General features: G+C 71.3%; 25 protein-coding genes. 19 read left to right on the top strand and 6 right to left on the bottom strand.

Going from position 1 to position 20893, the window contains the following annotated elements:
• Positions 1–92: 92 nt before the first annotated feature.
• The 8 genes from hisD to hisF are packed head-to-tail and all read left to right on the top strand — an operon-like array spanning position 93 to position 5818.
• Positions 93–1418, top strand: coding sequence for a histidinol dehydrogenase (gene hisD, locus AQJ46_RS15010; protein WP_059206055.1), 1326 nt, complete (start codon positions 93–95; stop codon positions 1416–1418).
• Complete coding sequence (locus AQJ46_RS15015) at positions 1415–2563, top strand: histidinol-phosphate transaminase (RefSeq protein WP_059206056.1); 1149 nt, start codon at positions 1415–1417, stop codon at positions 2561–2563. The genes hisD and AQJ46_RS15015 overlap by 4 nt, the downstream gene beginning before the upstream one ends.
• Positions 2560–3153, top strand: coding sequence for an imidazoleglycerol-phosphate dehydratase HisB (gene hisB, locus AQJ46_RS15020; protein ID WP_007381383.1), 594 nt, complete (start codon positions 2560–2562; stop codon positions 3151–3153). The genes AQJ46_RS15015 and hisB overlap by 4 nt, the downstream gene beginning before the upstream one ends.
• Positions 3150–3314: a hypothetical protein gene (locus tag AQJ46_RS56210; protein WP_057618481.1), complete on the top strand. Its 165-nt coding sequence runs from the start codon at positions 3150–3152 to the stop codon at positions 3312–3314. The genes hisB and AQJ46_RS56210 overlap by 4 nt, the downstream gene beginning before the upstream one ends.
• The gene (gene hisH / locus AQJ46_RS15030) at positions 3311–3952 is read left to right on the top strand and encodes an imidazole glycerol phosphate synthase subunit HisH (RefSeq protein WP_059206057.1); all 642 of its coding nucleotides are present in this window, start codon (positions 3311–3313) and stop codon (positions 3950–3952) included. Before AQJ46_RS56210 ends, hisH begins: the two co-directional genes overlap by 4 nt.
• Positions 3949–4674, top strand: coding sequence for a bifunctional 1-(5-phosphoribosyl)-5-((5-phosphoribosylamino)methylideneamino)imidazole-4-carboxamide isomerase/phosphoribosylanthranilate isomerase PriA (priA, locus tag AQJ46_RS15035; RefSeq protein ID WP_057618479.1), 726 nt, complete (start codon positions 3949–3951; stop codon positions 4672–4674). The genes hisH and priA overlap by 4 nt, the downstream gene beginning before the upstream one ends.
• Complete coding sequence (locus AQJ46_RS15040) at positions 4671–5066, top strand: RidA family protein (protein WP_059206058.1); 396 nt, start codon at positions 4671–4673, stop codon at positions 5064–5066. The genes priA and AQJ46_RS15040 overlap by 4 nt, the downstream gene beginning before the upstream one ends.
• The gene (hisF, locus tag AQJ46_RS15045; protein WP_059206059.1) at positions 5063–5818 is read left to right on the top strand and encodes an imidazole glycerol phosphate synthase subunit HisF; all 756 of its coding nucleotides are present in this window, start codon (positions 5063–5065) and stop codon (positions 5816–5818) included. The genes AQJ46_RS15040 and hisF overlap by 4 nt, the downstream gene beginning before the upstream one ends.
• A 77-nt stretch (positions 5819–5895) precedes the next feature.
• Here the strand turns inward: hisF and AQJ46_RS15050 are convergent, their stop codons facing one another.
• Positions 5896–6531 (bottom strand): TIGR03085 family metal-binding protein, encoded by a 636-nt coding sequence (locus AQJ46_RS15050; RefSeq protein ID WP_057618474.1) that lies wholly within the window; start codon positions 6529–6531, stop codon positions 5896–5898.
• Positions 6532–6614: 83 nt separating this feature from the next.
• Between AQJ46_RS15050 and hisI the strand changes: the two genes are divergently transcribed.
• The 11 genes from hisI (at position 6615) to lgt (ending at position 15417) form a co-directional block, all read left to right on the top strand.
• Positions 6615–7010 carry a phosphoribosyl-AMP cyclohydrolase gene (hisI, locus tag AQJ46_RS15055; protein WP_059206060.1) on the top strand — a complete coding sequence of 132 codons (396 nt, stop codon included), beginning with the start codon at positions 6615–6617 and terminating at the stop codon, positions 7008–7010.
• A gap of 11 nt (positions 7011–7021) precedes the next feature.
• Positions 7022–8500, top strand: coding sequence for an anthranilate synthase component I (locus AQJ46_RS15060; RefSeq protein ID WP_059206061.1), 1479 nt, complete (start codon positions 7022–7024; stop codon positions 8498–8500).
• Positions 8501–8571: 71 nt separating this feature from the next.
• Positions 8572–9213, top strand: coding sequence for a TIGR02234 family membrane protein (locus tag AQJ46_RS15065; RefSeq protein ID WP_059206350.1), 642 nt, complete (start codon positions 8572–8574; stop codon positions 9211–9213).
• Positions 9214–9319: 106 nt separating this feature from the next.
• Positions 9320–9571, top strand: coding sequence for an HGxxPAAW family protein (locus tag AQJ46_RS15070; RefSeq protein WP_059206062.1), 252 nt, complete (start codon positions 9320–9322; stop codon positions 9569–9571).
• A gap of 82 nt (positions 9572–9653) precedes the next feature.
• Positions 9654–10082 (top strand): DUF2752 domain-containing protein, encoded by a 429-nt coding sequence (locus AQJ46_RS15075; protein WP_059206063.1) that lies wholly within the window; start codon positions 9654–9656, stop codon positions 10080–10082.
• A 183-nt stretch (positions 10083–10265) separates the two neighbouring features.
• The gene (gene trpC / locus AQJ46_RS15080; protein WP_057618470.1) at positions 10266–11075 is read left to right on the top strand and encodes an indole-3-glycerol phosphate synthase TrpC; all 810 of its coding nucleotides are present in this window, start codon (positions 10266–10268) and stop codon (positions 11073–11075) included.
• Positions 11076–11096: 21 nt separating this feature from the next.
• Positions 11097–11312, top strand: coding sequence for a tryptophan biosynthesis modulator TrpM (gene trpM / locus AQJ46_RS59030; RefSeq protein ID WP_079072279.1), 216 nt, complete (start codon positions 11097–11099; stop codon positions 11310–11312).
• Positions 11313–11369: 57 nt separating this feature from the next.
• Positions 11370–12656 carry a tryptophan synthase subunit beta gene (gene trpB / locus AQJ46_RS15085; protein ID WP_059206064.1) on the top strand — a complete coding sequence of 429 codons (1287 nt, stop codon included), beginning with the start codon at positions 11370–11372 and terminating at the stop codon, positions 12654–12656.
• Positions 12653–13477 carry a tryptophan synthase subunit alpha gene (gene trpA / locus AQJ46_RS15090; protein WP_059206065.1) on the top strand — a complete coding sequence of 275 codons (825 nt, stop codon included), beginning with the start codon at positions 12653–12655 and terminating at the stop codon, positions 13475–13477. Before trpB ends, trpA begins: the two co-directional genes overlap by 4 nt.
• Before the next feature lie 103 nt (positions 13478–13580).
• Entirely contained in the window at positions 13581–14348 is a 768-nt protein-coding gene (locus AQJ46_RS15095; RefSeq protein ID WP_059206066.1) for a DsbA family protein, read from the top strand.
• A gap of 115 nt (positions 14349–14463) precedes the next feature.
• Positions 14464–15417, top strand: a complete 954-nt coding sequence (gene lgt / locus AQJ46_RS15100; RefSeq protein WP_059206067.1) for a prolipoprotein diacylglyceryl transferase — start codon at positions 14464–14466, stop codon at positions 15415–15417.
• A gap of 57 nt (positions 15418–15474) precedes the next feature.
• On the opposite strand, the gene AQJ46_RS15105 is transcribed toward lgt, so the two are convergent.
• Genes AQJ46_RS15105 through AQJ46_RS15125 form a run of 5 tightly spaced genes read right to left on the bottom strand, consistent with a single transcriptional unit; the run spans position 15475 to position 20891 of the window.
• Positions 15475–16305 carry an HpcH/HpaI aldolase/citrate lyase family protein gene (locus AQJ46_RS15105; RefSeq protein WP_059206068.1) on the bottom strand — a complete coding sequence of 277 codons (831 nt, stop codon included), beginning with the start codon at positions 16303–16305 and terminating at the stop codon, positions 15475–15477.
• Entirely contained in the window at positions 16302–17492 is a 1191-nt protein-coding gene (locus tag AQJ46_RS15110) for a CaiB/BaiF CoA transferase family protein (RefSeq protein WP_059206069.1), read from the bottom strand. The genes AQJ46_RS15105 and AQJ46_RS15110 overlap by 4 nt, the downstream gene beginning before the upstream one ends.
• Entirely contained in the window at positions 17489–18382 is an 894-nt protein-coding gene (gene rbsK / locus AQJ46_RS15115; RefSeq protein WP_059206070.1) for a ribokinase, read from the bottom strand. The genes AQJ46_RS15110 and rbsK overlap by 4 nt, the downstream gene beginning before the upstream one ends.
• Positions 18379–19737: an ADP-ribosylglycohydrolase family protein gene (locus tag AQJ46_RS15120; protein ID WP_059206071.1), complete on the bottom strand. Its 1359-nt coding sequence runs from the start codon at positions 19735–19737 to the stop codon at positions 18379–18381. Before AQJ46_RS15120 ends, rbsK begins: the two co-directional genes overlap by 4 nt.
• The gene (locus tag AQJ46_RS15125) at positions 19725–20891 is read right to left on the bottom strand and encodes an ADP-ribosylglycohydrolase family protein (protein WP_059206072.1); all 1167 of its coding nucleotides are present in this window, start codon (positions 20889–20891) and stop codon (positions 19725–19727) included. Before AQJ46_RS15125 ends, AQJ46_RS15120 begins: the two co-directional genes overlap by 13 nt.
• Between the last annotated feature and the right edge of the window lie 2 nt (positions 20892–20893).

Raw genomic sequence — 20893 nt, forward strand, 5'->3', positions numbered from 1 at the left:
GAACGCTAGACGTGAGGGCGATCTTCCGGGTTGCGTATCAGCCATTGGAATGCGCGAACGGGCCCTGAGGAGGGTCTGAGAGAATTGACGACGTGATCTCCCGAATCGATCTGCGCGGCGACGCCCTCCCCGAGGGCCCCGCCCTGCGCGACCTGCTGCCCCGAGCCGACTTCGACGTTCAGGCCGCCCTGGAGAAGGTGCGTCCGATCTGCGAGGCCGTGCATCATCGGGGCGACGCGGCGCTGATCGACTTCGCGGAGAAGTTCGACGGGGTGCGGCTGGAGTCGGTACGGGTGCCGGCGGCCGCTCTGGACAAGGCGCTCGAAGAGCTCGACCCCGCCGTGCGCGCGGCCCTGGAGGAGTCCATCCGCCGCGCCCGTCTCGTCCACCGCGAGCAGCGCCGTACGACCCGCACGACCCAGGTCGTGCCCGGCGGTTCCGTCACCGAGAAATGGGTGCCGGTCGACCGGGTCGGGCTGTACGCGCCCGGTGGCCGGTCGGTCTACCCGTCCTCCGTGATCATGAACGTGGTGCCCGCGCAGGAGGCGGGAGTGGAGTCCATCGCGCTCGCCTCGCCCGCCCAGGCCGAGTTCGGCGGGCTCCCGCACCCGACGATCCTCGCCGCGTGCGCGCTGCTCGGCGTCGACGAGGTCTACGCCGCCGGCGGCGCGACCGCCGTCGCCATGTTCGCGTACGGCACCGAGTCCTGCCCGCCCGCCCCCATGGTCACCGGCCCCGGCAACATCTGGGTCGCCGCGGCCAAGCGCTACTTCACGGGCAAGATCGGCATCGACGCCGAGGCCGGACCGACCGAGATCGCGGTCCTGGCGGACTCCTCGGCCGATCCGGTGCACGTGGCCTCCGACCTGATCAGCCAGGCCGAGCACGACCCGCTGGCCGCCGCCGTCCTGGTCACCGACTCCGTGGAGCTCGCGGACGCGGTCGAGAAGGAGCTGGAGCCGCAGGTCGCGGCCACCAAGCACATCGAGGACCGGATCGTGCCCGCCCTGAAGGGCAGGCAGTCCGCGATCGTCCTCGTCGACGGCATCGACGAGGGTCTCAGGGTCGTCGACGCGTACGGCGCCGAGCACCTGGAGATCCAGACGGCCGACGCCGCCGCGGTCGCCGACCGGGTGCGCAACGCGGGCGCGATTTTCATCGGGCCCTGGGCGCCGGTCTCGCTCGGCGACTACTGCGCCGGGTCCAACCACGTGCTCCCCACCGGTGGCTGTGCCTGCCACTCCTCCGGACTGTCCGTGCAGTCCTTCCTGAGGGGCATCCACATCGTCGACTACACGAAGGACGCGCTCGCGGACGTGGCGCACCACGTGGTGACGCTGGCGGAGGCGGAGGACCTGCCCGCCCACGGGGCGGCGATCAAGGCCCGGTTCGGGTGGAAGGTGCCGACGAGCAAGTGAACTTCGGAATCGACGATCTTCCCGTACGGGACGAGCTGCGCGGCAAGTCCCCCTACGGCGCGCCCCAGTTGGACGTCCCCGTACGGCTGAACACCAACGAGAACCCCTACCCGCTGCCCGAGCCGCTGGTCGAGCGCATCGCCGAGCGCGTCCGCGAGGCCGCCCGCGATCTCAACCGCTACCCGGACCGCAACGCGGTCGAGCTGCGGACCCAGCTTGCCAAGTACCTCACCGACACCTCGGGACACGAGGTCGGCCTCGCCAACGTCTGGGCGGCGAACGGCTCCAACGAGGTCATCCAGCAGCTGCTGCAGACCTTCGGCGGACCGGGCCGTACGGCGATCGGTTTCGAGCCGTCGTACTCGATGCACGCCCTCATCGCGCGCGGCACCGGCACGGGCTGGATCTCCGGTCCCCGGGGCGAGGACTTCACGATCGACCTCGCCGCCGCAGAGAAGGCCGTCGCCGAGAACAAGCCGGACGTCGTGTTCATCACGACCCCCAACAACCCCACGGGAAACGCGGTCCCGCCCGAGACGGTCCTCGCGCTGTACGAGGCCGCGCAGGCGGCGAAGCCCTCGATGGTGGTGGTCGACGAGGCGTACATCGAGTTCAGCCACGGCGACTCGCTGCTGCCGCTGCTCGAAGGACGGCCGAATCTCGTCGTCTCGCGGACCATGTCGAAGGCGTTCGGGGCCGCGGGCCTGCGCCTCGGCTACCTCGCCGCGCACCCGGCGGTCGTGGACGCCGTACAGCTTGTACGGCTGCCCTACCACCTGTCGGCCGTCACACAGGCGACCGCGCTGGCCGCCCTGGAGCACACCGACACCCTCCTGAAGTACGTCGAGCAGCTGAAGGCCGAGCGGGACCGGCTGGTGAGCGAGCTGCGCGCGATCGGCTTCGAGGTGGTGGAGTCGGACGCGAACTTCGTGCAGTTCGGGCGGTTCGACGGGCCAGGGGGCTCGCACGCGGTCTGGCAGAAGATCCTCGACCGGGGTGTCCTGGTCCGGGACAACGGCATCCCGGGGTGGCTGCGGGTCAGCGCCGGAACCCCGGAGGAGAACGACGCGTTCCTCGACGCGGTACGTGAGTTGCAGTGTCTTGTGGGGGACACCCCCACACCCCCGAAGGAGCAGAGCACATGAGCCGCGTAGGACGTGTGGAACGAGTGACCAAGGAGACCTCGGTCCTGGTCGAGATCGATCTCGACGGGTCCGGGAAGGTCGAGGTGTCGACGGGCGTCGGCTTCTACGACCACATGCTCGACCAGCTCGGCCGGCACGGTCTTTTCGACCTCACCGTGAAGACCGAGGGCGACCTGCACATCGACTCCCACCACACCATCGAGGACACCGCCCTCGCGCTCGGCGCCGCCTTCAAGCAGGCGCTCGGCGACAAGGTGGGCATCTACCGCTTCGGCAACTGCACGGTCCCGCTGGACGAGTCCCTCGCCCAGGTCACCGTCGACCTCTCCGGCCGCCCGTACCTCGTGCACACCGAGCCCGAGAACATGGCGCCGATGATCGGCGAGTACGACACCACGATGACCCGGCACATCCTGGAGTCCTTCGTCGCCCAGGCGCAGATCGCCCTGCACGTGCACGTGCCGTACGGGCGCAACGCGCACCACATCGTGGAGTGCCAGTTCAAGGCGCTGGCCCGGGCCCTCAGGTACGCCAGTGAGCGGGACCCGCGCGCGGCCGGCATCCTCCCCTCCACGAAGGGCGCGCTGTGACCGGCCTCTCGACCCTCCTGATCGTCGTCGGCCTCTTCCTGGCCGGCGGCATCTACTCCTTCGTCAAGCAGGACATGCCGAAGAGCCTGATCGTGCTGCTCTCCATCGGCGCCGCGATGTGTCTGGTCGCGGGCGTCGTGAGGCTGGAGGTGTGGAATTGAGCGCAACCAAGCGAGTGGTCGTGTTCGACTACGGCTTCGGCAACGTGAGGTCCGCCGAGCGCGCCCTCGCGCGCGCGGGAGCCGACGTCGAGATAACGCGTGACTACGACAAGGCCATGAACGCCGACGGTCTGCTGGTGCCGGGCGTCGGCGCCTTCGCCGCCTGCATGAAGGGCCTGCACGAGGCCCGCGGCGACTGGATCATCGACCGCCGGCTGTCCGGCGGGCGCCCGGTCATGGGCATCTGCGTCGGCATGCAGATCCTCTTCGCCCGGGGCATCGAGCACGGGGTGCAGACCGAGGGCCTCGACGAATGGCCCGGCTCGGTCGAGCCGCTGAAGGCCGACATCGTGCCCCACATGGGCTGGAACACCGTCGACGCGGCGGCCGGCTCCCAGCTGTTCGCGGGCCTGGACGCCGACGCCCGCTTCTACTTCGTGCACTCCTACGCCGTCCACGACTGGTCGCTGGAGACGCACAACACGGCGATGGCGGCCCCCAAGGTCACCTGGTCGACGCACGGCAAGCCCTTCGTGGCCGCCGTGGAGAACGGCGCGCTGTGGGCCACGCAGTTCCACCCCGAGAAGTCCGGCGACGCCGGTGCCCAGCTCCTCACCAACTGGATCGGAACACTGTGAGCAAGCTCGAACTCCTTCCCGCCGTCGACGTCCGCGACGGCCAGGCCGTCCGGCTCGTCCACGGCGAGTCCGGCACGGAGACCTCGTACGGCTCCCCGCTGGAGGCCGCGCTGTCCTGGCAGCGGTCGGGTGCCGAGTGGCTGCACCTGGTCGACCTGGACGCGGCGTTCGGCACCGGCGACAACCGTGAGCTGGTCCGGCAGGTCACCGAGGCGATGGACATCAAGGTGGAGCTGTCGGGTGGCATCAGGGACGACGCCTCGCTGGCGGCCGCCCTCGCCACCGGCTGCACCCGGGTGAATCTCGGCACCGCCGCCCTGGAGAGCCCGGAGTGGGTCGCCAAGGTCATCGCCGAGCACGGCGACAGGATCGCGGTGGGTCTGGACGTCCGGGGCACGACCCTGAAGGGCCGCGGCTGGACCCGCGACGGCGGCGACCTGTACGAGACGCTGGAGCGGCTCAACTCCGAGGGCTGCGCCCGCTACGTCGTCACCGACATCGCCAAGGACGGCACGCTCCAGGGCCCGAACCTGGAGCTGCTGCGCACGGTGTGCGCGGCGACCGACCGCCCGGTGGTGGCCTCCGGCGGCGTGTCCTCGCTGGACGACCTGCGGGCCATCGCCGAGCTGGTGCCCCTCGGCGTCGAGGGCTCCATCGTCGGGAAGGCCCTGTACGCGAAGGCGTTCACCCTGGAAGAGGCCTTGGAGGCGGTGGCCAAGTGAGCGACGTACGACGTGTCACGACCGGCGGGCCCTGGGAGGAGACCTTCGGGTACTCCCGCGCGGTGGAACTGCCGAACGGCCTCGTGCTGGTCTCCGGCTGCACCTCGGTGGTGGACGGCGAGATCGTCGCGGGCGACCCGTTCGAGCAGACGGTCAACGCCTTCGACGTCGCGTTCGCGGCGCTGGGGCAGTTGGGGCTCGGCCGCGAGGACGTCGTGCGGACGCGCATGTACATCACCCACGCCCGGGACGTGGAGGAGGTCGGACGGGCTCACAAGGAGCTGTTCGACGCCGTCCGGCCCGCCGCGTCCATGATCATCGTCTCCGGCTTCGTGGACCCGAGTCTGGTCGTCGAGGTCGAGGTGGAGGCGTTCCGAGGAGTGTCCGCATGACGCTGGCCGTACGAGTCATCCCCTGCCTGGACGTGGACAACGGCCGGGTCGTCAAGGGCGTCAACTTCCAGAACCTGCGCGACGCGGGCGACCCCGTCGAGATGGCCAAGGTGTACGACGCCGAGGGCGCCGACGAGCTGACGTTCCTGGACATCACCGCCTCGTCGGGCAACCGTGAGACGACGTACGACGTGGTGCGCCGCACCGCCGAGCAGGTGTTCATCCCGCTGACGGTGGGCGGCGGTGTGCGCACGGCCGAGGACGTGGACAAGCTGCTTCGGGCGGGGGCGGACAAGGTCGGGGTGAACACCGCGGCCATCGCGCGCCCCGAGCTGATCAAGGAGATCGCCGAGCGGTTCGGCCGGCAGGTGCTGGTGCTGTCGGTGGACGCGCGACGCACCGCGGACGGGACCTTCGAGGTCACCACCCACGGCGGTCGTCGCGGTACCGGCATCGACGCCGTCGAGTGGGCCCACCGGGCCGCCGAACTGGGCGCCGGCGAGATCCTGCTCAACTCGATGGACGCGGACGGCACCAAGGACGGCTACGACCTGGAGATGATCGAGGCCGTCCGCAAGCACGTGACGGTGCCGCTGATCGCCTCAGGCGGCGCGGGCAAACTGGACCACTTTCCGCCGGCGATCGGGGCGGGCGCGGACGCGGTGCTGGCGGCCTCGGTGTTCCACTTCGGTGATCTGCGGATCGGCGAGGTGAAGGAGACGCTGCGGAGGGCGGGGCATCCGGTGCGGTGACGCCCTTGGCGGACTGAGCCCAGGTCGTGGAGACGGCGCGCACGGAACCTGCGCCGCGCCGAGCTCCCGAAGTGACCTCAGATCCCGAGCTCCTTCGCCTCGTGCAGCTTGGCGATCGCCTCCTTGTCGCCGTCCAGCTCCACCTTGGCCGCGCTCTGCCGGCCGTACAGGAACAGCAGCAGCTCCGACGGCTCACCGGTCACCGTGACGACCGGGGTGCCGCGGTGGGCGACCGCCGTCTGGCCGTCCGGGCGGCGCAGTACCAGGCCGGTGGGGACGCTGCGGCCCATCAGCCGGGCGGTGCGCTCCAGACGGGTCCACAGGGCGTCCTGGAAGACGGAGTCCAGCTCGCGCGGCGCCCAGTCGGGGCGGGCCCGGCGGACGTCCTCGGTGTGGACGTAGAACTCGACCGTGTTCGACAGCTCCTCGACCTGCTTGAGCTGGAACGGCGAGAAGCGCGGCGGGCCGGTACGGATGAGCTGGATCAGCTCTTCGTAGGGCTTCTCGGAGAACTCGGTCATCACCCGGTCCAGGCGGGACGCGAGCTGCTTGATCAGCAGGCCGCCGGCGGCGTCCGGACGGCGCTCGCGCACCACCACGTGCGCCGCGAGATCACGGGTGAGCCAGCCCTCGCAGAGAGTGGGGGCGTCCGGACCCTCGGCCTCCAACAGGTCGGCGAGGAGAAGTCGTTCACGCTTGGCGAAAGTCGACATGCAGTCAGCCTACGGCCGCCCGACGGGTCCGCCCAGTGGACACGGCGCCGGACTTGTCGGTGGCGCGCGGCACAATGGCAACCATGACCAGCACGCCCCCACCCAGCAGCCTCGACCCGGAGATCGCCGCGCGTCTCAAGCGCAGCGCCGACGGGCTCGTCCCCGCCATTGCCCAGCAGTACGACACCGGTGAGGTGCTCATGCTCGGCTGGATGGACGACGAGGCGCTGCACCGCACGCTGACCACCGGCCGCTGCACCTACTGGTCGCGCAGCCGCGGGGAGTACTGGGTCAAGGGCGACACCTCCGGCCACTTCCAGTGGGTCAAGTCCGTCGCCCTGGACTGCGACGCCGACACCGTGCTGGTCAAGGTCGACCAGGTCGGTGCCGCCTGCCACACCGGCGCGCGCACCTGCTTCGACGCGGACGTGCTCCTCAAGGACGGCGTCGATTCCGGTGCCGCCGCCTCGGATCAGTAAGGTCAGCCGCCATGGACCTCGAGACCTTCCGCAAGCTGGCCACCGACCGCCGTGTCATCCCCGTCACGCGCAAGCTCCTGGCCGACGGCGACACCCCGGTCGCCCTCTACCGCAAGCTCGCCGCCGAGCGCCCCGGCACCTTCCTGCTGGAGTCCGCGGAGAACGGCCGCTCGTGGTCCCGCTACTCCTTCGTGGGCGTGCGCTCGGCCGCGACCCTGACGGCACGTGACGGCCAGGCCCACTGGCTCGGCACCCCGCCGGTCGGCGTCCCCGTCGACGGCGACCCGCTCGCCGCCCTGCGCGCCACCATCGAGGCCCTGCACACCCCGCACCAGGAGGGCCTGCCGCCCTTCACCGGCGGCATGGTCGGCTACCTCGGCTACGACATCGTCCGCCGCCTGGAGAAGATCGGCCCCGGCGAGCGCGACGACCTGCAGCTCCCTGAACTGACCATGCTCCTGACCAGCGATCTCGCCGTCATGGACCACTGGGAGGGCTCGGTCCTGCTGATCGCCAACGCGATCAACCACAACGACCTCGACACCGGCGTGGACGAGGCCTACACGGACGCGGTGGCCCGCCTGGACGCCATGGAGGCGGACCTGTCCCGCGCGGTGGCCCAGCCCCCGGCGGTCCTGCCGCCCTCCGAACTGCCGGAGTACACCGCGCTCTGGGGCGGCCCCGACTTCCAGGAGGCCGTCGAGGACATCAAGGAGCGCATCCGGGCCGGGGAGGCCTTCCAGGTCGTCCCCTCCCAGCGCTTCGAGACGCCGTGCACGGCAAGCGCGTTGGACGTCTACCGCGTCCTGAGGGCCACGAACCCGTCGCCGTACATGTACCTGTTCCGCTTCGACGGTTTCGACGTCGTGGGCTCGTCCCCCGAGGCGCTGGTCAAGGTCGAGGACGGGCACGCCATGGTCCACCCCATCGCCGGCACCCGGTGGCGCGGGGCGACCCCCCAGGAGGACCAGGCCCTCGCCGACGAGCTCCTCGCCGACCCGAAGGAGCGCGCCGAGCACCTGATGCTGGTGGACCTCGGCCGCAACGACCTGGGGCGCGTCTGCGAGCCGGGCTCCGTGGAGGTCGTCGACTTCATGTCCGTCGAGCGGTACTCCCATGTGATGCACATCGTCTCGACGGTCACCGGCAAGGTCGCGCAGGGCCGCACCGCCTTCGACGTCCTGACCGCCTGCTTCCCCGCGGGCACCCTCTCCGGCGCCCCCAAGCCCCGCGCGATGCAGATCATCGACGAACTCGAGCCGTCCCGGCGCGGGTTGTACGGCGGCTGCGTCGGCTACCTCGACTTCGCGGGCGACTCCGACACCGCGATCGCCATCCGTACTGCCCTCCTCCGCGGCGGCACGGCCTACGTCCAGGCCGGCGCCGGCATCGTCGCCGACTCCGACCCGGTCGCCGAGGACACGGAGTGCCGCAACAAGGCGGCGGCGGTGCTGCGGGCGGTCCACACGGCGAACCGGCTCGGCAAGTAGGGGTCTTCACCGAGGAATGGGGCGCTTCTCACGGAACCCCGGGTGCCCGTTCGCCCGGGGTTCGGGTGATAGTGGGGTACGTGACTGCTGTACCTCACCCCCGTTCCGAAGCCGCCGGACCCGCCAGGGCCGGACGTCTGAGTCTCGCCGTCGCGCTGCTGTGCGGCGCGCTCGGCGCCGCCGTGGCGCTGCTGGCCACCCGACAGCAGTGGTCGGAGGGCACCGCGACCGTGGCAGGCGGCGCCTTTCCCCTGACCGCCAAGGGCAGTGACGTCACGGGCGTCCCCGCCGCCCTGGCCATAGTGGGCCTTGCCGCGCTCGTCGCCGTCTTCGCCGTCCGCAAGGCCGGGCGCTTCCTGGTCGCCGCGCTGCTCGCGCTCTCCGGCGCGGGGATCGTCGCCGCGGCGCTGTTCGGGGCGAGTGACGCGTCCGCGCTGGACGAGCAGGCGGCCCAGGCCTCCGGCGACACCTCGGCGACGGTCGCCGCTCTCTCCCACACCGCCTGGCCGTACGTCGCGGCAGTGGGGGGTGTGCTGATCCTGCTCGCCGGGTTGCTCGCGCTGCGCTACGGGCGGTCGTGGCCCGCCATGTCCGGACGGTACGAGAGGGACGGGGCGCCTCGGGTGCGGCGCAAGGCGCCCGTTGTGGATCCCGACCGGCCCGAGGACATCTGGAAGGCCCTCGACCGGGGAGAGGACCCGACGGGGGCGTAGCGGTCGCCCGCAAAGCGCGACCCCGGATCACCTTGTGCCCTCGCGTGCGGGACAATGACTTCGAGCGTCCGGCTCAGTCACGTACTTCAGCACCTAGGAGCAAGCAATGGCGGGCAGCAGCCACGGTCACACCCCGGCCGCCTGGACCGGTGTCACTATCGTCTTCATCGGTTTCTGCGTCGCGGGCGCCTTCATGGTGATGGCCCAGCCGGCGGGCTTCTGGGCCGGAATGGCGATCGTGGTCATCGGTGGTGTCGTCGGCTGGATCATGAGCGCGATGGGGATGGGCATGCCCAAGGACGCCCACAAGCCGCTCGCCACCTCGCAGCAGCGTGAGACGGCCGAGGCCAAGAGCTGACACGCGGAGAACCTCGTGGAGGGGCAGCCCGGCGGGAGCGCCGGGGCCGCCCCTCACGCGTGCCGGGGCCCTACAGGGCACAATGCAAGGCGTGAACGCCGACACCCAGCGCGCACCCCGACTCAGCGGGCTCGCCGTCCCGGGCGGAATCCTGGCGGCCGTCGCTGGGGCCTTCGCGTACGTGGGGACCGTGGACCCCAACCAGCCCGGCCACTACCCCGTCTGCCCGCTCTACCAGATCACCGGCCTCTACTGCCCCGGCTGCGGCGGTCTGCGCAGCGCGCACGCGTTCATCCACGGTGACTTCCTGGCCGCCCTCCAGGACAACGCGATGGCCGTTGTGGGCTATCTGGGCTTCGCCGTGCTGTGGACCGTCTGGGTGGTCCGCGCGGCGCGCGGCCGACCGCTGCGGCTCGGTCTCGGGCCGGTGCACCTGTGGACACTGGGGGCATTGCTGCTGGTCTTCACGGTTGTCCGGAACCTGCCGTTCGGTGGCTGGCTTCATCCTTGATCAACTGATGAACGGCCAGTATGGGGCGCCTCCCGCCCGAGCATGCGAAGCTTGTTCGAGGGCGGGGGAGGGACCGGCGTCAACCGGATGCGAGGCCTACGCCCTCCTGCGGATACCATCGCAGTGACCACTTGTTTTCATCAGTCGCCGGAACTGCCGACCGTCTGGAAGGGGGCCGCTCGCGTGAGTGTGCTCGACGAGATCATCGACGGAGTCCGTGCCGACCTCGCGGAACGGCAGGCGCGCGTCAGCCTCGACGAGCTCAAGGAGCGCGCGGCGAAGGCTCCCGCGGCCAAGGACGGCGTGGCCGCCCTGCGCGGTGACGGCGTCAAGGTCATCTGCGAGGTCAAGCGCTCCAGCCCCTCCAAGGGCGCGCTGGCCGCGATCGCCGACCCGGCGGGCCTGGCCGCGGACTACGAGGCGGGCGGCGCCGCCGTCATCTCCGTCCTCACCGAACAGCGCCGCTTCGGCGGCTCGCTGGCCGACCTGGAGGCCGTCCGCGCGCGCGTGGACATCCCGGTCCTGCGCAAGGACTTCATCGTCACGTCGTACCAGCTCTGGGAGGCCCGGGCCTACGGCGCCGACCTCGTGCTGCTCATCGTCGCGGCCCTGGAGCAGCCCGCCCTGGAGTCCCTCATCGAGCGCGCCGAGTCCATCGGGCTCACCCCGCTCGTGGAGGTCCACGACGAGGACGAGGTCGAGCGCGCGGTGGACGCCGGCGCGAAGATCATCGGCGTCAACGCGCGTAACCTCAAAACCCTCGAGGTCGACCGCGGCACCTTCGAGCGCGTCGCCCCCGAGATCCCGGCCCACCTCGTCAAGATCGCCGAGTCCGGCGTCCGCGGCCCGCACGACCTGATCGCGTACGCCAACGCCGGCGCCGACGCGGTCCTGGTCGGCGAGTCCCTGGTCACCGGCAAGGACCCGAAGACGGCGGTCTCCGACCTGGTGGCGGCGGGCGAGCATCCGGCCCTGCGGCACGGGCGCGGCTGATCTTTCGCTAGGCTTGCCCCGATGACTCTCGCGACGACAACCACGGACAGGTACGCCCGCCTCGCGCGCGGCTGCCGCCCCCGTGGTTGCCGCGCGCCCGCACGCCGGGTGCATGGCCGCCGGGTGCGGTACGTGATCGGTGATGAGCCGGGGCAGGTAAACGGCATGCGATGGCAGCGCCCCGTCAGGGGCGCGGGGAACTGCGCGACCAGCCACAAAGGTCCCGCAGCCAACTGATAATCCCTGCCCCCACGGCGATGAGTGCCCAACACAAACTCACCGTGAGGTTTCCGCATGCCCAGCGAGTTCTTCATCCCCGACCCCGAGGGTCAGATCCCCAGCGCCGAAGGCTACTTCGGCGCGTTCGGCGGCAAGTTCATCCCGGAGGCCCTCGTCGCCGCCGTGGACGAGGTGGCCGTCGAGTACGACAAGGCCAAGCACGACCCCGAGTTCGCCCGTGAGCTCGACGACCTGCTGGTCCACTACACCGGCCGCCCGAGTTCGCTCACCGAGGTCCCCCGTTTCGCCGCGGAGGCGGGCGGCGCCCGGATCTTCCTGAAGCGGGAAGACCTCAACCACACCGGCTCCCACAAGATCAACAACGTCCTCGGACAGGCCCTGCTCACCAGGCGCATGGGCAAGACCCGAGTGATCGCGGAGACGGGCGCCGGTCAGCACGGCGTCGCCACGGCCACCGCCTGCGCGCTGTTCGGTCTCGAATGCACCATCTACATGGGCGAGATCGACACCCAGCGCCAGGCCCTCAACGTGGCCCGGATGCGCATGCTCGGCGCCGAGGTCATCGCCGTGAAGTCCGGCAGCCGCACGCTCAAGGACGCGATCAACGAGGCCTTCCGCGACTGGGTCGCCAACGTCGACCACACGCACTACCTGTTCGGCACGGTCGCCGGACCGCACCCGTTCCCGGCCATGGTCCGCGACTTCCACCGCGTGATCGGCGTCGAGGCCCGCCGCCAGCTCCTGGAGCGCGCCGGCCGTCTCCCCGACGCGGCCATCGCCTGCGTCGGCGGCGGTTCGAACGCCATCGGTCTGTTCCACGCCTTCATCCCGGACACCGCCGTACGCCTCATCGGGTGCGAGCCCGCCGGGCACGGCGTGGAGACCGGCGAACACGCGGCGACCCTCACCGCGGGCGAGCCCGGCATCCTGCACGGCTCCCGCTCCTACGTCCTCCAGGACGAGGAGGGCCAGATCACCGAGCCGTACTCCATCTCGGCCGGTCTGGACTACCCGGGCATCGGCCCCGAGCACTCCTACCTCAAGGACAGCGGCCGCGGCGAGTACCGCGCGGTCACCGACGACGCGGCGATGCAGGCCCTGCGCCTGCTCTCGCGCACCGAGGGCATCATCCCGGCCATCGAGAGCGCCCACGCGCTGGCCGGTGCTCTGGAGGTCGGCAGGGAGCTCGGCAAGGACGGACTGATCGTCGTCAACCTGTCCGGCCGCGGCGACAAGGACATGGACACCGCCGCCCGGTACTTCGACCTGTACGACACCGACGCCCAGGTCGCCGCCGACCAGGACGCCGACACCGCCGAGATCGAGGGGGACGCCAAGTGAGCGGGAACATTCAGCTGCTGTCCGACACCCTCGCCGGTGCCAGGGCCGAGGGCCGCGCCGCGCTCATCGCCTACCTCCCGGCCGGGTTCCCGACCGTGGACGGCGGGATCGAGGCGATCAAGGCCGCGTTCGACGGCGGTGCCGATGTCGTCGAGGTGGGTCTGCCGCACAGCGACCCCGTCCTCGACGGCCCCGTCATCCAGACCGCCGACGACATCGCCCTGCGCGGCGGCGTCAAGATCGCGGACGTCATGCGGACGGTCAAGGAGACCTACGAGGCCACCGGGAAGCCGGTGCTCGTGATGACGTACTGGAACCCCATCGACCGCTACGGCGTGGAGCGCTTCACGGCCGAGCTCGCCGAGGCGGGCGGCGCGGGCTGCATCCTGCCCGACCTGCCGGTGCAGGAGTCGGCGCTGTGGAGGGAGCACGCCGAGAAGCACGCGCTCGCGACGGTCTTCGTGGTCGCGCCCAGCAGCAAGGACGCGCGGCTCGGCGAGATCACCGCGGCCGGCAGCGGATTCGTCTACGCCGCCTCCCTGATGGGCGTCACGGGTACCCGTGAGTCGGTCGGGGCGCAGGCCCAGGACCTGGTCGAACGGACCCGGGCCGCCGGTGCCGGTACCGACCTGCCGGTCTGCGTCGGGCTCGGCGTCTCCAACGCCGCGCAGGCCGCCGAGGTGGCCGGCTTCGCCGACGGCGTGATCGTCGGCTCGGCCTTCGTGAAGCGGATGCTCGACGCGCCGGACGACAAGGCCGGAGTGGAGGGCGTCCGCGCACTCGCGGGCGAACTGGCGAAGGGCGTGCGCCGCCAGGCGTGACCCAGCCGCGGTCCGTCATGGCGTAATGAGATATTCGGTCACTCGAAGGGGTGGTCCTGGGGCCGGGGAGGCGCGGTGCGCCTCCCCGGTTCGTTCTGCGGGTGTGAGCGAGAAGAACCGTGAGGGAAAGCGCACCGCCCGGGAGCGGCTGGCGGAGGAGCGCGCGAAGCAGAAGACCGCGGACAAGCGGCGACGGGTGCTGATCGTGGGCGCGAGCGTGGTGTGCGTCCTGGGTCTCGCGGCGGTGATCGGCGTCATCGCGGCGAACTCCGGCAAGGACAAGGCCTCGGGCCCGGTCGTGGCGCCCTCGGGGGCCAACGGCCAGGACAGCCTCGCCGTCCCGGTCGGCCAGGAGGGCGCCAAGTCGACGCTCGTCGTCTGGGAGGACTTCCGCTGCCCGGCCTGCAAGGCCTTCGAGGCGGCGTACCGCCCGACGATCCACGAGCTCACCGGGTCCGGCAAGCTCAAGGTCGAGTACCACCTGGCGACGATCATCGACGGCAACATGGGCGGCACCGGCTCCCGCAACGCGGCCAATGCCGCGGCCTGCGCCCAGGACGCCGGGAAGTTCCCGGCGTACCACGACGTGCTCTACGAGAACCAGCCCGAGGAGACCAGCGACGACTACGCCGAGAACGGGAAACTCCTCGAACTGGCGAAGAAGGTCGACGGGCTCGACACCCCCGCGTTCCGCACCTGTGTCGAGAAGGGCACCCACAACACCTGGGTGGACAAGTCCGCGGCCGCCTTCCGCAACGGCGGGTTCTCCGGCACCCCGACGGTGCTGCTCGACGGCAAGAACATCTACCAGGACCGGACGATGACGCCGGCGAAGCTGAAGCAGCAGGTGGAGGCGGCTGCCAAGGGGTGACGGAGAGGCCCCCAGAGAGTAAGCCGGAGGGCGGGTTCTCTCACCCGCCTGTTATGGACCCGTTGCCGGGCCGCCCGCCGTGGGCCCGGCCCGGCAGGGTAGCGTCGACCCTGCCATGGAACTTGCCTACATTCCCAGCCCGTCGCGCGGGGTGATTCACCTCGGTCCCATCCCGCTGCGTGGCTATGCGTTCTGCATCATCATCGGCGTCTTCGTTGCCGTCTGGCTCGGCAACAAGCGCTGGATCGCCCGCGGCGGACGGGTCGGCACGGTGGCCGACATCGCGGTCTGGGCCGTGCCGTTCGGACTGCTCGGCGGCCGCCTCTACCACGTGATCACGGACTACGAGCTGTACTTCAGCGAGGGCCGTGACTGGGTGGACGCCTTCAAGATCTGGGAGGGCGGCCTCGGCATCTGGGGTGCGATCGCGCTCGGCGCGGTGGGCGCGTGGATCGGCTGCCGTCGCCGGGGCATCCCGCTGCCCGCCTGGGCCGACGCCCTCGCCCCCGGTATCGCCCTCGCGCAGGCGATCGGCCGCTGGGGCAACTGGTTCAACCAGGAGCTGTACGGCAAGCCGACCGACCTGCCGTGGGCCCTGCACATCACGTCCTCCACGGACGGCCGGGTGCCGGGCTACTACCACCCGACGTTCCTGTACGAGTCGCTGTGGTGCGTCGGCGTCGCGCTCCTCGTCATCTGGGCCGACCGCCGCTTCAAGCTGGGACACGGACGGGCCTTCGCGCTGTACGTCGCCGCTTACTGCACGGGGCGCGGCTGGATCGAGTACATGCGCATCGACGACGCCCACCACATCCTCGGGGTCCGGCTCAACGTCTGGACCGCGATCGTCGTGTTCGTGCTCGCGGTGACGTACTTCGTGCTGTCGGCGAAGAAGCGTCCCGGCCGCGAGGAAGTCGTCGAGCCGGGTGCCGACGCCGCCGACGGTGAGACCGAAGACCCTGAGAAGGCCGACGGTGTCGAGAAGGCCGAGACCGACTCCGGCGAGGCCGAGGCCGAGGCCGAGTCCCGTGAGGTGACCGACGAGGCCGAGTCGGCGAAGAAGACCTGACCGTTGGTTGTACGTCGACGAGGGCGCCCCGACTACTCGGGGCGCCCTCGTCGTATGTCAGCGGCGGTGGGCGAGGGAGAGCGTGCGGTGGGCCTGGGTCACCACCGCCGCGTCGATGAAAGTGCCGTTCGGGAGGGCCTGGGCCCCCCGGTGGGCTTCCGCTGCCTTGAGAACCGTCTCCGCCTGCTCGATCTCCTCCGCCGTGGGGAGAAAGACGCGCTCGATCACCGGGAGCTGACGGGGGTGGACAGCTGCTCGGCCCAGGAAGCCCAGGGCGCGGCCGTGGGCGCAGGACGTTTCGAGGCCCTCCAGGTCCCGGGTGTCGGGGTGGACCGACTGGGGTGGGGGAGGGAGGGACGCCGCTCTTGCCGCCACGATCACTCGGGAGCGGGACCAGTCCAGGCCCCTGTCGTGCCGTACGCCCAGGTCGGCTCGCAGGTCTGCCTCACCGAGGGCGATGCCGCGCAGACCCGGGTGGGCGGTGGCGATGGCGTAGGCACGCTCGATGCCCAGCGCCGACTCCAGGAGGGCGTACAGGGGTGGGGCGCCTCCTTCGGCCCAGGCTGTCGTCTGTGCGACGTGGGTGATCTGGTCGGGAGCGGTGACCTTGGGCAGGCGCAGGCCGGAGATGCCCGGGAGGGCGGCGATCGCTGCCAGGTCCGCTGCCGCCAGGGGGCTGTCCAGGGCGTTCACCCGGACATGCACCGGGAGGGGCTGCGGGTCGGTGAGACGTTCGGCCGTCGCCTCGCGGGCGTACCGCTTGCGGTCGGGGGCCACCGCGTCCTCCAGGTCGACGACCACGACGTCGGCGCCGGAGGCGAGGGCCTTGGTGACGGTCTCCGGTCGGTCGCCGGGGACGTAGAGCCAGGTGAGCGGGTACGGTCTCACAGCGCGCCCTCCGTGCGCAGGGCCGTCAACTCGGCCTCGGTCAGGCCCAGTTCCGTCAGGACCTCGTCCGTGTCCGCGCCGTGGGGGCGGCCCGCCCAGCGGATCGTGCCCGGAGTCGAGGAGAGCCGGAAGAGGACGTTCTGCATGCGCAGGGGGCCGAGCTCGGGGTCGTCGACCGTGGTGACGGTGTCCAGGGCCTGGTACTGCGGGTCGGCCATCACGTCCCGGATGTCCTGGATCGGGGCGACCGCGGCCTCGGCCTTGTCGAAGGCGGCGAGGACCTCCGTGCGGGTGCGTTCGGCGATCCAGGAGCCGACCGCCCGGTCGAGGACGTCGGCGTGGGCGGCGCGCTGGGCGCCGGTCGCGAACCATGGCTCGTCGATCAGCTCCGGGCGGCCCACCAGGTGCATCACGCGCTCCGCGATCGACTGGGCCGAGGTGGAGACGGCGACCCAGGTGCCGTCCGCCGTGCGGTAGGTGTTGCGCGGGGCGTTGTTGGCGGAGCGGTTGCCGGTGCGTTCCTGGACGAGGCCGAGCTGGTCGTACCAGGTCGGCTGTGGTCCGAGGACCGTCAGGATCGGTTCGATGATCGCCATGTCGACGACCTGGCCCTCGCCGGTGCGGTCGCGGGCCGCGAGCGCCGTCATCACCGCGTACGCCGTGGCCAGGCCCGCGATGGAGTCGGCCAGGCCGAAGGGCGGCAGGACCGGGGGCGCGTCCGGTTCGCCGGTGATCGCCGCGAAGCCGCTCATCGCCTCGGCGAGGGTGCCGAAGCCGGGGCGGTGGGCGTAGGGGCCGAACTGGCCGAAGCCGGTGACCCGGGTGAGGACCAGGCGGGGGTTGACGGCGGAGAGCTCCGGCCAGCCGAGGTCCCATTTCTCCAGGGTGCCGGGGCGGAAGTTCTCGATGACCACGTCCGCCGTTTCGGCCAGGCGGAGGAAGGTGGCGCGGCCGCCCCGCTTCGAGAGGTCGATCGTGATCGTGCGCTTGTTGCGGCCCAGGACTTTCCACCACAGGCCGATGCCGTCCTTCGAGGGGCCGTGGCCACGGGAGGGGTCCGGCTTCGTGGGGTGCTCGATCTTGACGACCTCCGCGCCGAAGTCGCCGAGCATGGTGGCCGCGATCGGGCCCGCGAACAGGGTGGCCAGGTCGAGAACGCGGAGGCCGGTGAGAGGTGCGTGCGTCATGACGTGTACCGGGCCTCGATCTCGGATCGGTAGGGCATCGACGCCGAGGCGCCTTCCCGCTGGACGGAGAGCGCGGCCGCCGTGGCCGCCCAGGTCATCGCCTCCCGGATCGGCCGTTCCTCGCCGAGGGCGACGGCGAGGGCGCCCACGTAGGTGTCGCCGGCCCCCGTGGAGTCCACCGCGGTGACGTGCGGGGCGGGGACGGCGAGGGGTTCGGCGTCCCGGGTCAGATACACGCTGCCCGCCGCGCCCAGGGTGATCACCACGCGCGGGATCCGGTCGAGGAGGGCGGCGCCCGCGGCGAACGGGTCGCTGCGGCCGGTGAGGGTGGCCGCCTCGTGCTCGTTGGGGACCAACAGGTCGGTGGCGTCGAGGAGTTCGGGTGGGATGGGCCGGGCCGGGGCGGGTGTGAGGATGGTGCGGACGCCGTGGGCCCGGGCCGTCTGAGCGCCCGCGAGGACAGCTGCCAGGGGGATCTCCAACTGGAGGAGCAGGGCGTCGGCGGAGGCGATCAGGCCCTCGTCGCCGGGGACGAGGTGGTCGACGGTGCCGTTCGCGCCGGGGATGACGACGATCGCGTTGCCGCCCTCGTCGTCCACGACGATGTGCGCGGTGCCGGAGGGGCCCTCGATGGTGCGCAGGTGGTCGGTGGTCACGCCGGAGTGTTCGAGGGTGGAGCGCAGCCGGGTGCCGAAGCCGTCGTTGCCGACCGCGCCGATCATCGAGACGGTGGCGCCGGCGCGGGCCGCGGCGATCGCCTGGTTGGCGCCCTTGCCGCCGGGGATCGTACGGAACTCTCTGCCGGTGACGGTCTCTCCTCGGTCGGGTGCCTTTTCGACGTAGGTGACCAGGTCCATGTTCGTGCTGCCGAGCACGGCGATGTGGGTCATGGGCGAGCAGCCTCCCGGTGGGTGAGATGGGCCAGGGTGTCGAAGCCGGTGCCGTTGAAGTCCGCTACGGAGGTGGCCAGACGGTTCTTGAGGGGGGTGGTCCAGCGGTCGGGGAGGTTCTCGGGGGCACCGGCCAGGAGAGCGGCGATGCTGCCCGCGGTGGCGCCGTTGGAGTCGGTGTCCCAGCCGCCGCCGACCGCTCTGCAGACGGAGCCGGTGAAATCGCCGTTCGCGTGGGTGAGGGCGGCGGCGATCAGCGCGGTGTTGGGGATCGAGTGGACCCAGTGGTGGGTGGCGGCGTGGGTGGCGTGGAGTTCGTCCACGACCTTGTCGAAGTCGTCGTGCCGTTCGGCCAGTTGGACGGCGTGGGTGATGGCCCTCGCCAGCCGGGAGTGCGGGGGGATCACGGTGAGGCCGGTGCGGAGGCAGGTGTGGATGTCGGGAGTCGTCGTCGCCCGGGCGATCACCGCTGCCGTGAACATCGCCGCGTAGACGCCGTTCGCCGTGTGGGTGAGGGTGGCGTCCCGATGGGCCTGTTCGGCCGCGGCGGCCGGGTCGCCGGGGTTGGTCCAGCCGTGGACGTCCGCGCGGATGAGGGCGCCGATCCATTCGCGGAAGGGGTTGCGGTGGCGGGCCGTTCTCGGGGGTTCCAGGCCCTGGAGGAGGTTGCGGTAGGCGAGGCGTTCGGCGGTGAAGGTGCGGCCGGCGGGGAGCTCGGCCAGCCAGAGTTCGGCCACGTCCGTGGTGGTGAAGCGTTTGCCGTGGCGTTGCAGCAACAGGAGGTTCAGAAGGGGGTAGTTGAGGTCGTCGTCCTCGGGCATGCCGTCGATGTTCTCGGCGAGGGAGGTGGTGGCCGAGCGGCGGTTCCAGGGATGGGCGGCGAGGAGGTCCGCCGGGACGCCCTTGGCCGTGAAGTAGGTGGTGAGGGGCCAGTTGCCGGTTGAGCCGGCGAGTTGGCGGATGGCTTCCAGGGGGAGCTTCTCCACCGGTTTGCCCAGGAGGCAGCCCACGGCTCGGCCCAGCCAGGCGGCTTCCAGACCGGCCTGCGTGGGGGGTGCCGCGGGGGTGGGCGACGGCCACGCCCGGCAGCGGGCCTTGATCGTCGCGAGGTCGGTGGGCTCGTGGTCCGCCAACGCGCTGGGGAGGTCCGCCAGTTCGTCCAGCAGGTCTTCCGCCAGTTGCCGCAGGTACCTGGACGCGGGCTCCGCGGAGGCGCCCGCCCGTGCCGGCGCCGCCTTGCCTCCCGCCGCTCTCCATCTCGCCGCGATCGCCGACGGCTCCCTGCCGTCCTGGGCCGCCTGGCGGAGTTCGTGGCCGATGAGGTCCTCCGGCTGGACCCAGGTCAGGCGGAGCATCTCGGGCCTCCGAGTGCCGCGAAGGCCGCCTCGTGGGTCCTGCGGTGGGTCACGTCCCTCTCGAAGATCTCCCGGGTCACGGCCGTCAGCGTCGCTGCCGGTTCCCACAGGTCCAGGCGGCTTGCCTCCGAGACCGTTTTGGACCAGTCGTCCGGAACCGGGGAGCCCAGGGCCCCGGACAGAGCGCCGGCCATCGTGGCGATCGAGTCGCAGTCCCTGCCGTAGTTCACCGCGCCGAGGACCGCTCGGCGGTAGTCGCCCGCGGCCACGAGCACCATGGCCAGGGCGATGGGGAGTTCCTCGATCGTGTGGAGGCGGGAGGGGCGGCGGGCGCCGAGGGAGGGGGTGCGGTAGTCGGGGCCGACCGTGTCGTAGGGCGCGATCGCCTTCCGCAGCGGGAGCAGGGCCGACTCGAAGTCCGTGTGGTGGGTGGCCACTTCGCAGACCTGCTCGATCGCGGTACGGGTGCCGTCCTTCGCCAGGGAGAGGCAGGTCGTCACCACGGAGTCCGGTGTCGCGCCCGGTGCCGCCGCCGCCGCGACCGCCGCCGCGAAGACTCCCGCCGCCTCTCGGCCGTACGACGACTGGTGGGCGCCGGCGATGTCCAGGGCCTCGGCGTAGGCGGCGCGCGGGTTGGCCGCGTTGACCAGGCCGACGGGTGCCATGTACATCGCAGCGCCGCAGTTGACGATGTTGCCGACGCCTGCCTCGCGGGGGTCGACATGGCCGTAGTGGAGGCGGGTGACCAGCCACTTCTCGGCGAGGAAGATGCGTTGGAGGGGGAGGGCCGTTGCCTCCAGTTCCGGGATCCAGCGCGGGTTCGTCATCAGGTCGGGGACCAGGTGGTCGGCGATCGCGTAGGCGTCGAGGTGGTCGCGGACCCGGTCGTAGACCCTGATCAGGGCGTGGGTCATCAAGGTGTCGTCGGTGATGTGGCCGTCGCCCTTGTGGTACGGGGCGATGGGGCGGGCGGTGCGCCAGGCGTCGCCGTTCCAGGGGCCGACGACGCCGTGGACGCGGCCGGCGTGACGTTCGAGGATCTGCTCGGGGGAGTAGCCCTCGACGGGACCGCCGAGGGCGTCGCCCACCGCCGCGCCCACGAGGGCTCCGGTGATCCGGTCCTCAAGGCTGATTTCTGAGTTTTTGGGCGTCATGC

This window comes from Streptomyces canus (genome assembly GCF_001514145.1).
Taxonomy (GTDB): domain Bacteria; phylum Actinomycetota; class Actinomycetes; order Streptomycetales; family Streptomycetaceae; genus Streptomyces; species Streptomyces canus.

Excerpts from the sequence above, each read along its gene's own strand:
- hisB (WP_007381383.1), top strand. The coding sequence starts at position 2,560 with ATGAGCCGCGTAGGACGTGTGGAACGAGTGACCAAGGAGACCTCGGTC.
- hisF (WP_059206059.1), top strand. The coding sequence starts at position 5,063 with ATGACGCTGGCCGTACGAGTCATCCCCTGCCTGGACGTGGACAACGGC.
- AQJ46_RS15050 (WP_057618474.1), bottom strand. The coding sequence starts at position 6,531 with ATGTCGACTTTCGCCAAGCGTGAACGACTTCTCCTCGCCGACCTGTTG.
- hisI (WP_059206060.1), top strand. The coding sequence starts at position 6,615 with ATGACCAGCACGCCCCCACCCAGCAGCCTCGACCCGGAGATCGCCGCG.
- AQJ46_RS15060 (WP_059206061.1), top strand. The coding sequence starts at position 7,022 with ATGGACCTCGAGACCTTCCGCAAGCTGGCCACCGACCGCCGTGTCATC.
- AQJ46_RS15070 (WP_059206062.1), top strand. The coding sequence starts at position 9,320 with ATGGCGGGCAGCAGCCACGGTCACACCCCGGCCGCCTGGACCGGTGTC.
- AQJ46_RS15075 (WP_059206063.1), top strand. The coding sequence starts at position 9,654 with ATGCAAGGCGTGAACGCCGACACCCAGCGCGCACCCCGACTCAGCGGG.
- trpM (WP_079072279.1), top strand. The coding sequence starts at position 11,097 with ATGACTCTCGCGACGACAACCACGGACAGGTACGCCCGCCTCGCGCGC.
- trpB (WP_059206064.1), top strand. The coding sequence starts at position 11,370 with ATGCCCAGCGAGTTCTTCATCCCCGACCCCGAGGGTCAGATCCCCAGC.
- lgt (WP_059206067.1), top strand. The coding sequence starts at position 14,464 with ATGGAACTTGCCTACATTCCCAGCCCGTCGCGCGGGGTGATTCACCTC.
- AQJ46_RS15110 (WP_059206069.1), bottom strand. The coding sequence starts at position 17,492 with ATGACGCACGCACCTCTCACCGGCCTCCGCGTTCTCGACCTGGCCACC.
- rbsK (WP_059206070.1), bottom strand. The coding sequence starts at position 18,382 with ATGACCCACATCGCCGTGCTCGGCAGCACGAACATGGACCTGGTCACC.
- AQJ46_RS15120 (WP_059206071.1), bottom strand. The coding sequence starts at position 19,737 with ATGCTCCGCCTGACCTGGGTCCAGCCGGAGGACCTCATCGGCCACGAA.
- AQJ46_RS15125 (WP_059206072.1), bottom strand. The coding sequence starts at position 20,891 with ATGACGCCCAAAAACTCAGAAATCAGCCTTGAGGACCGGATCACCGGA.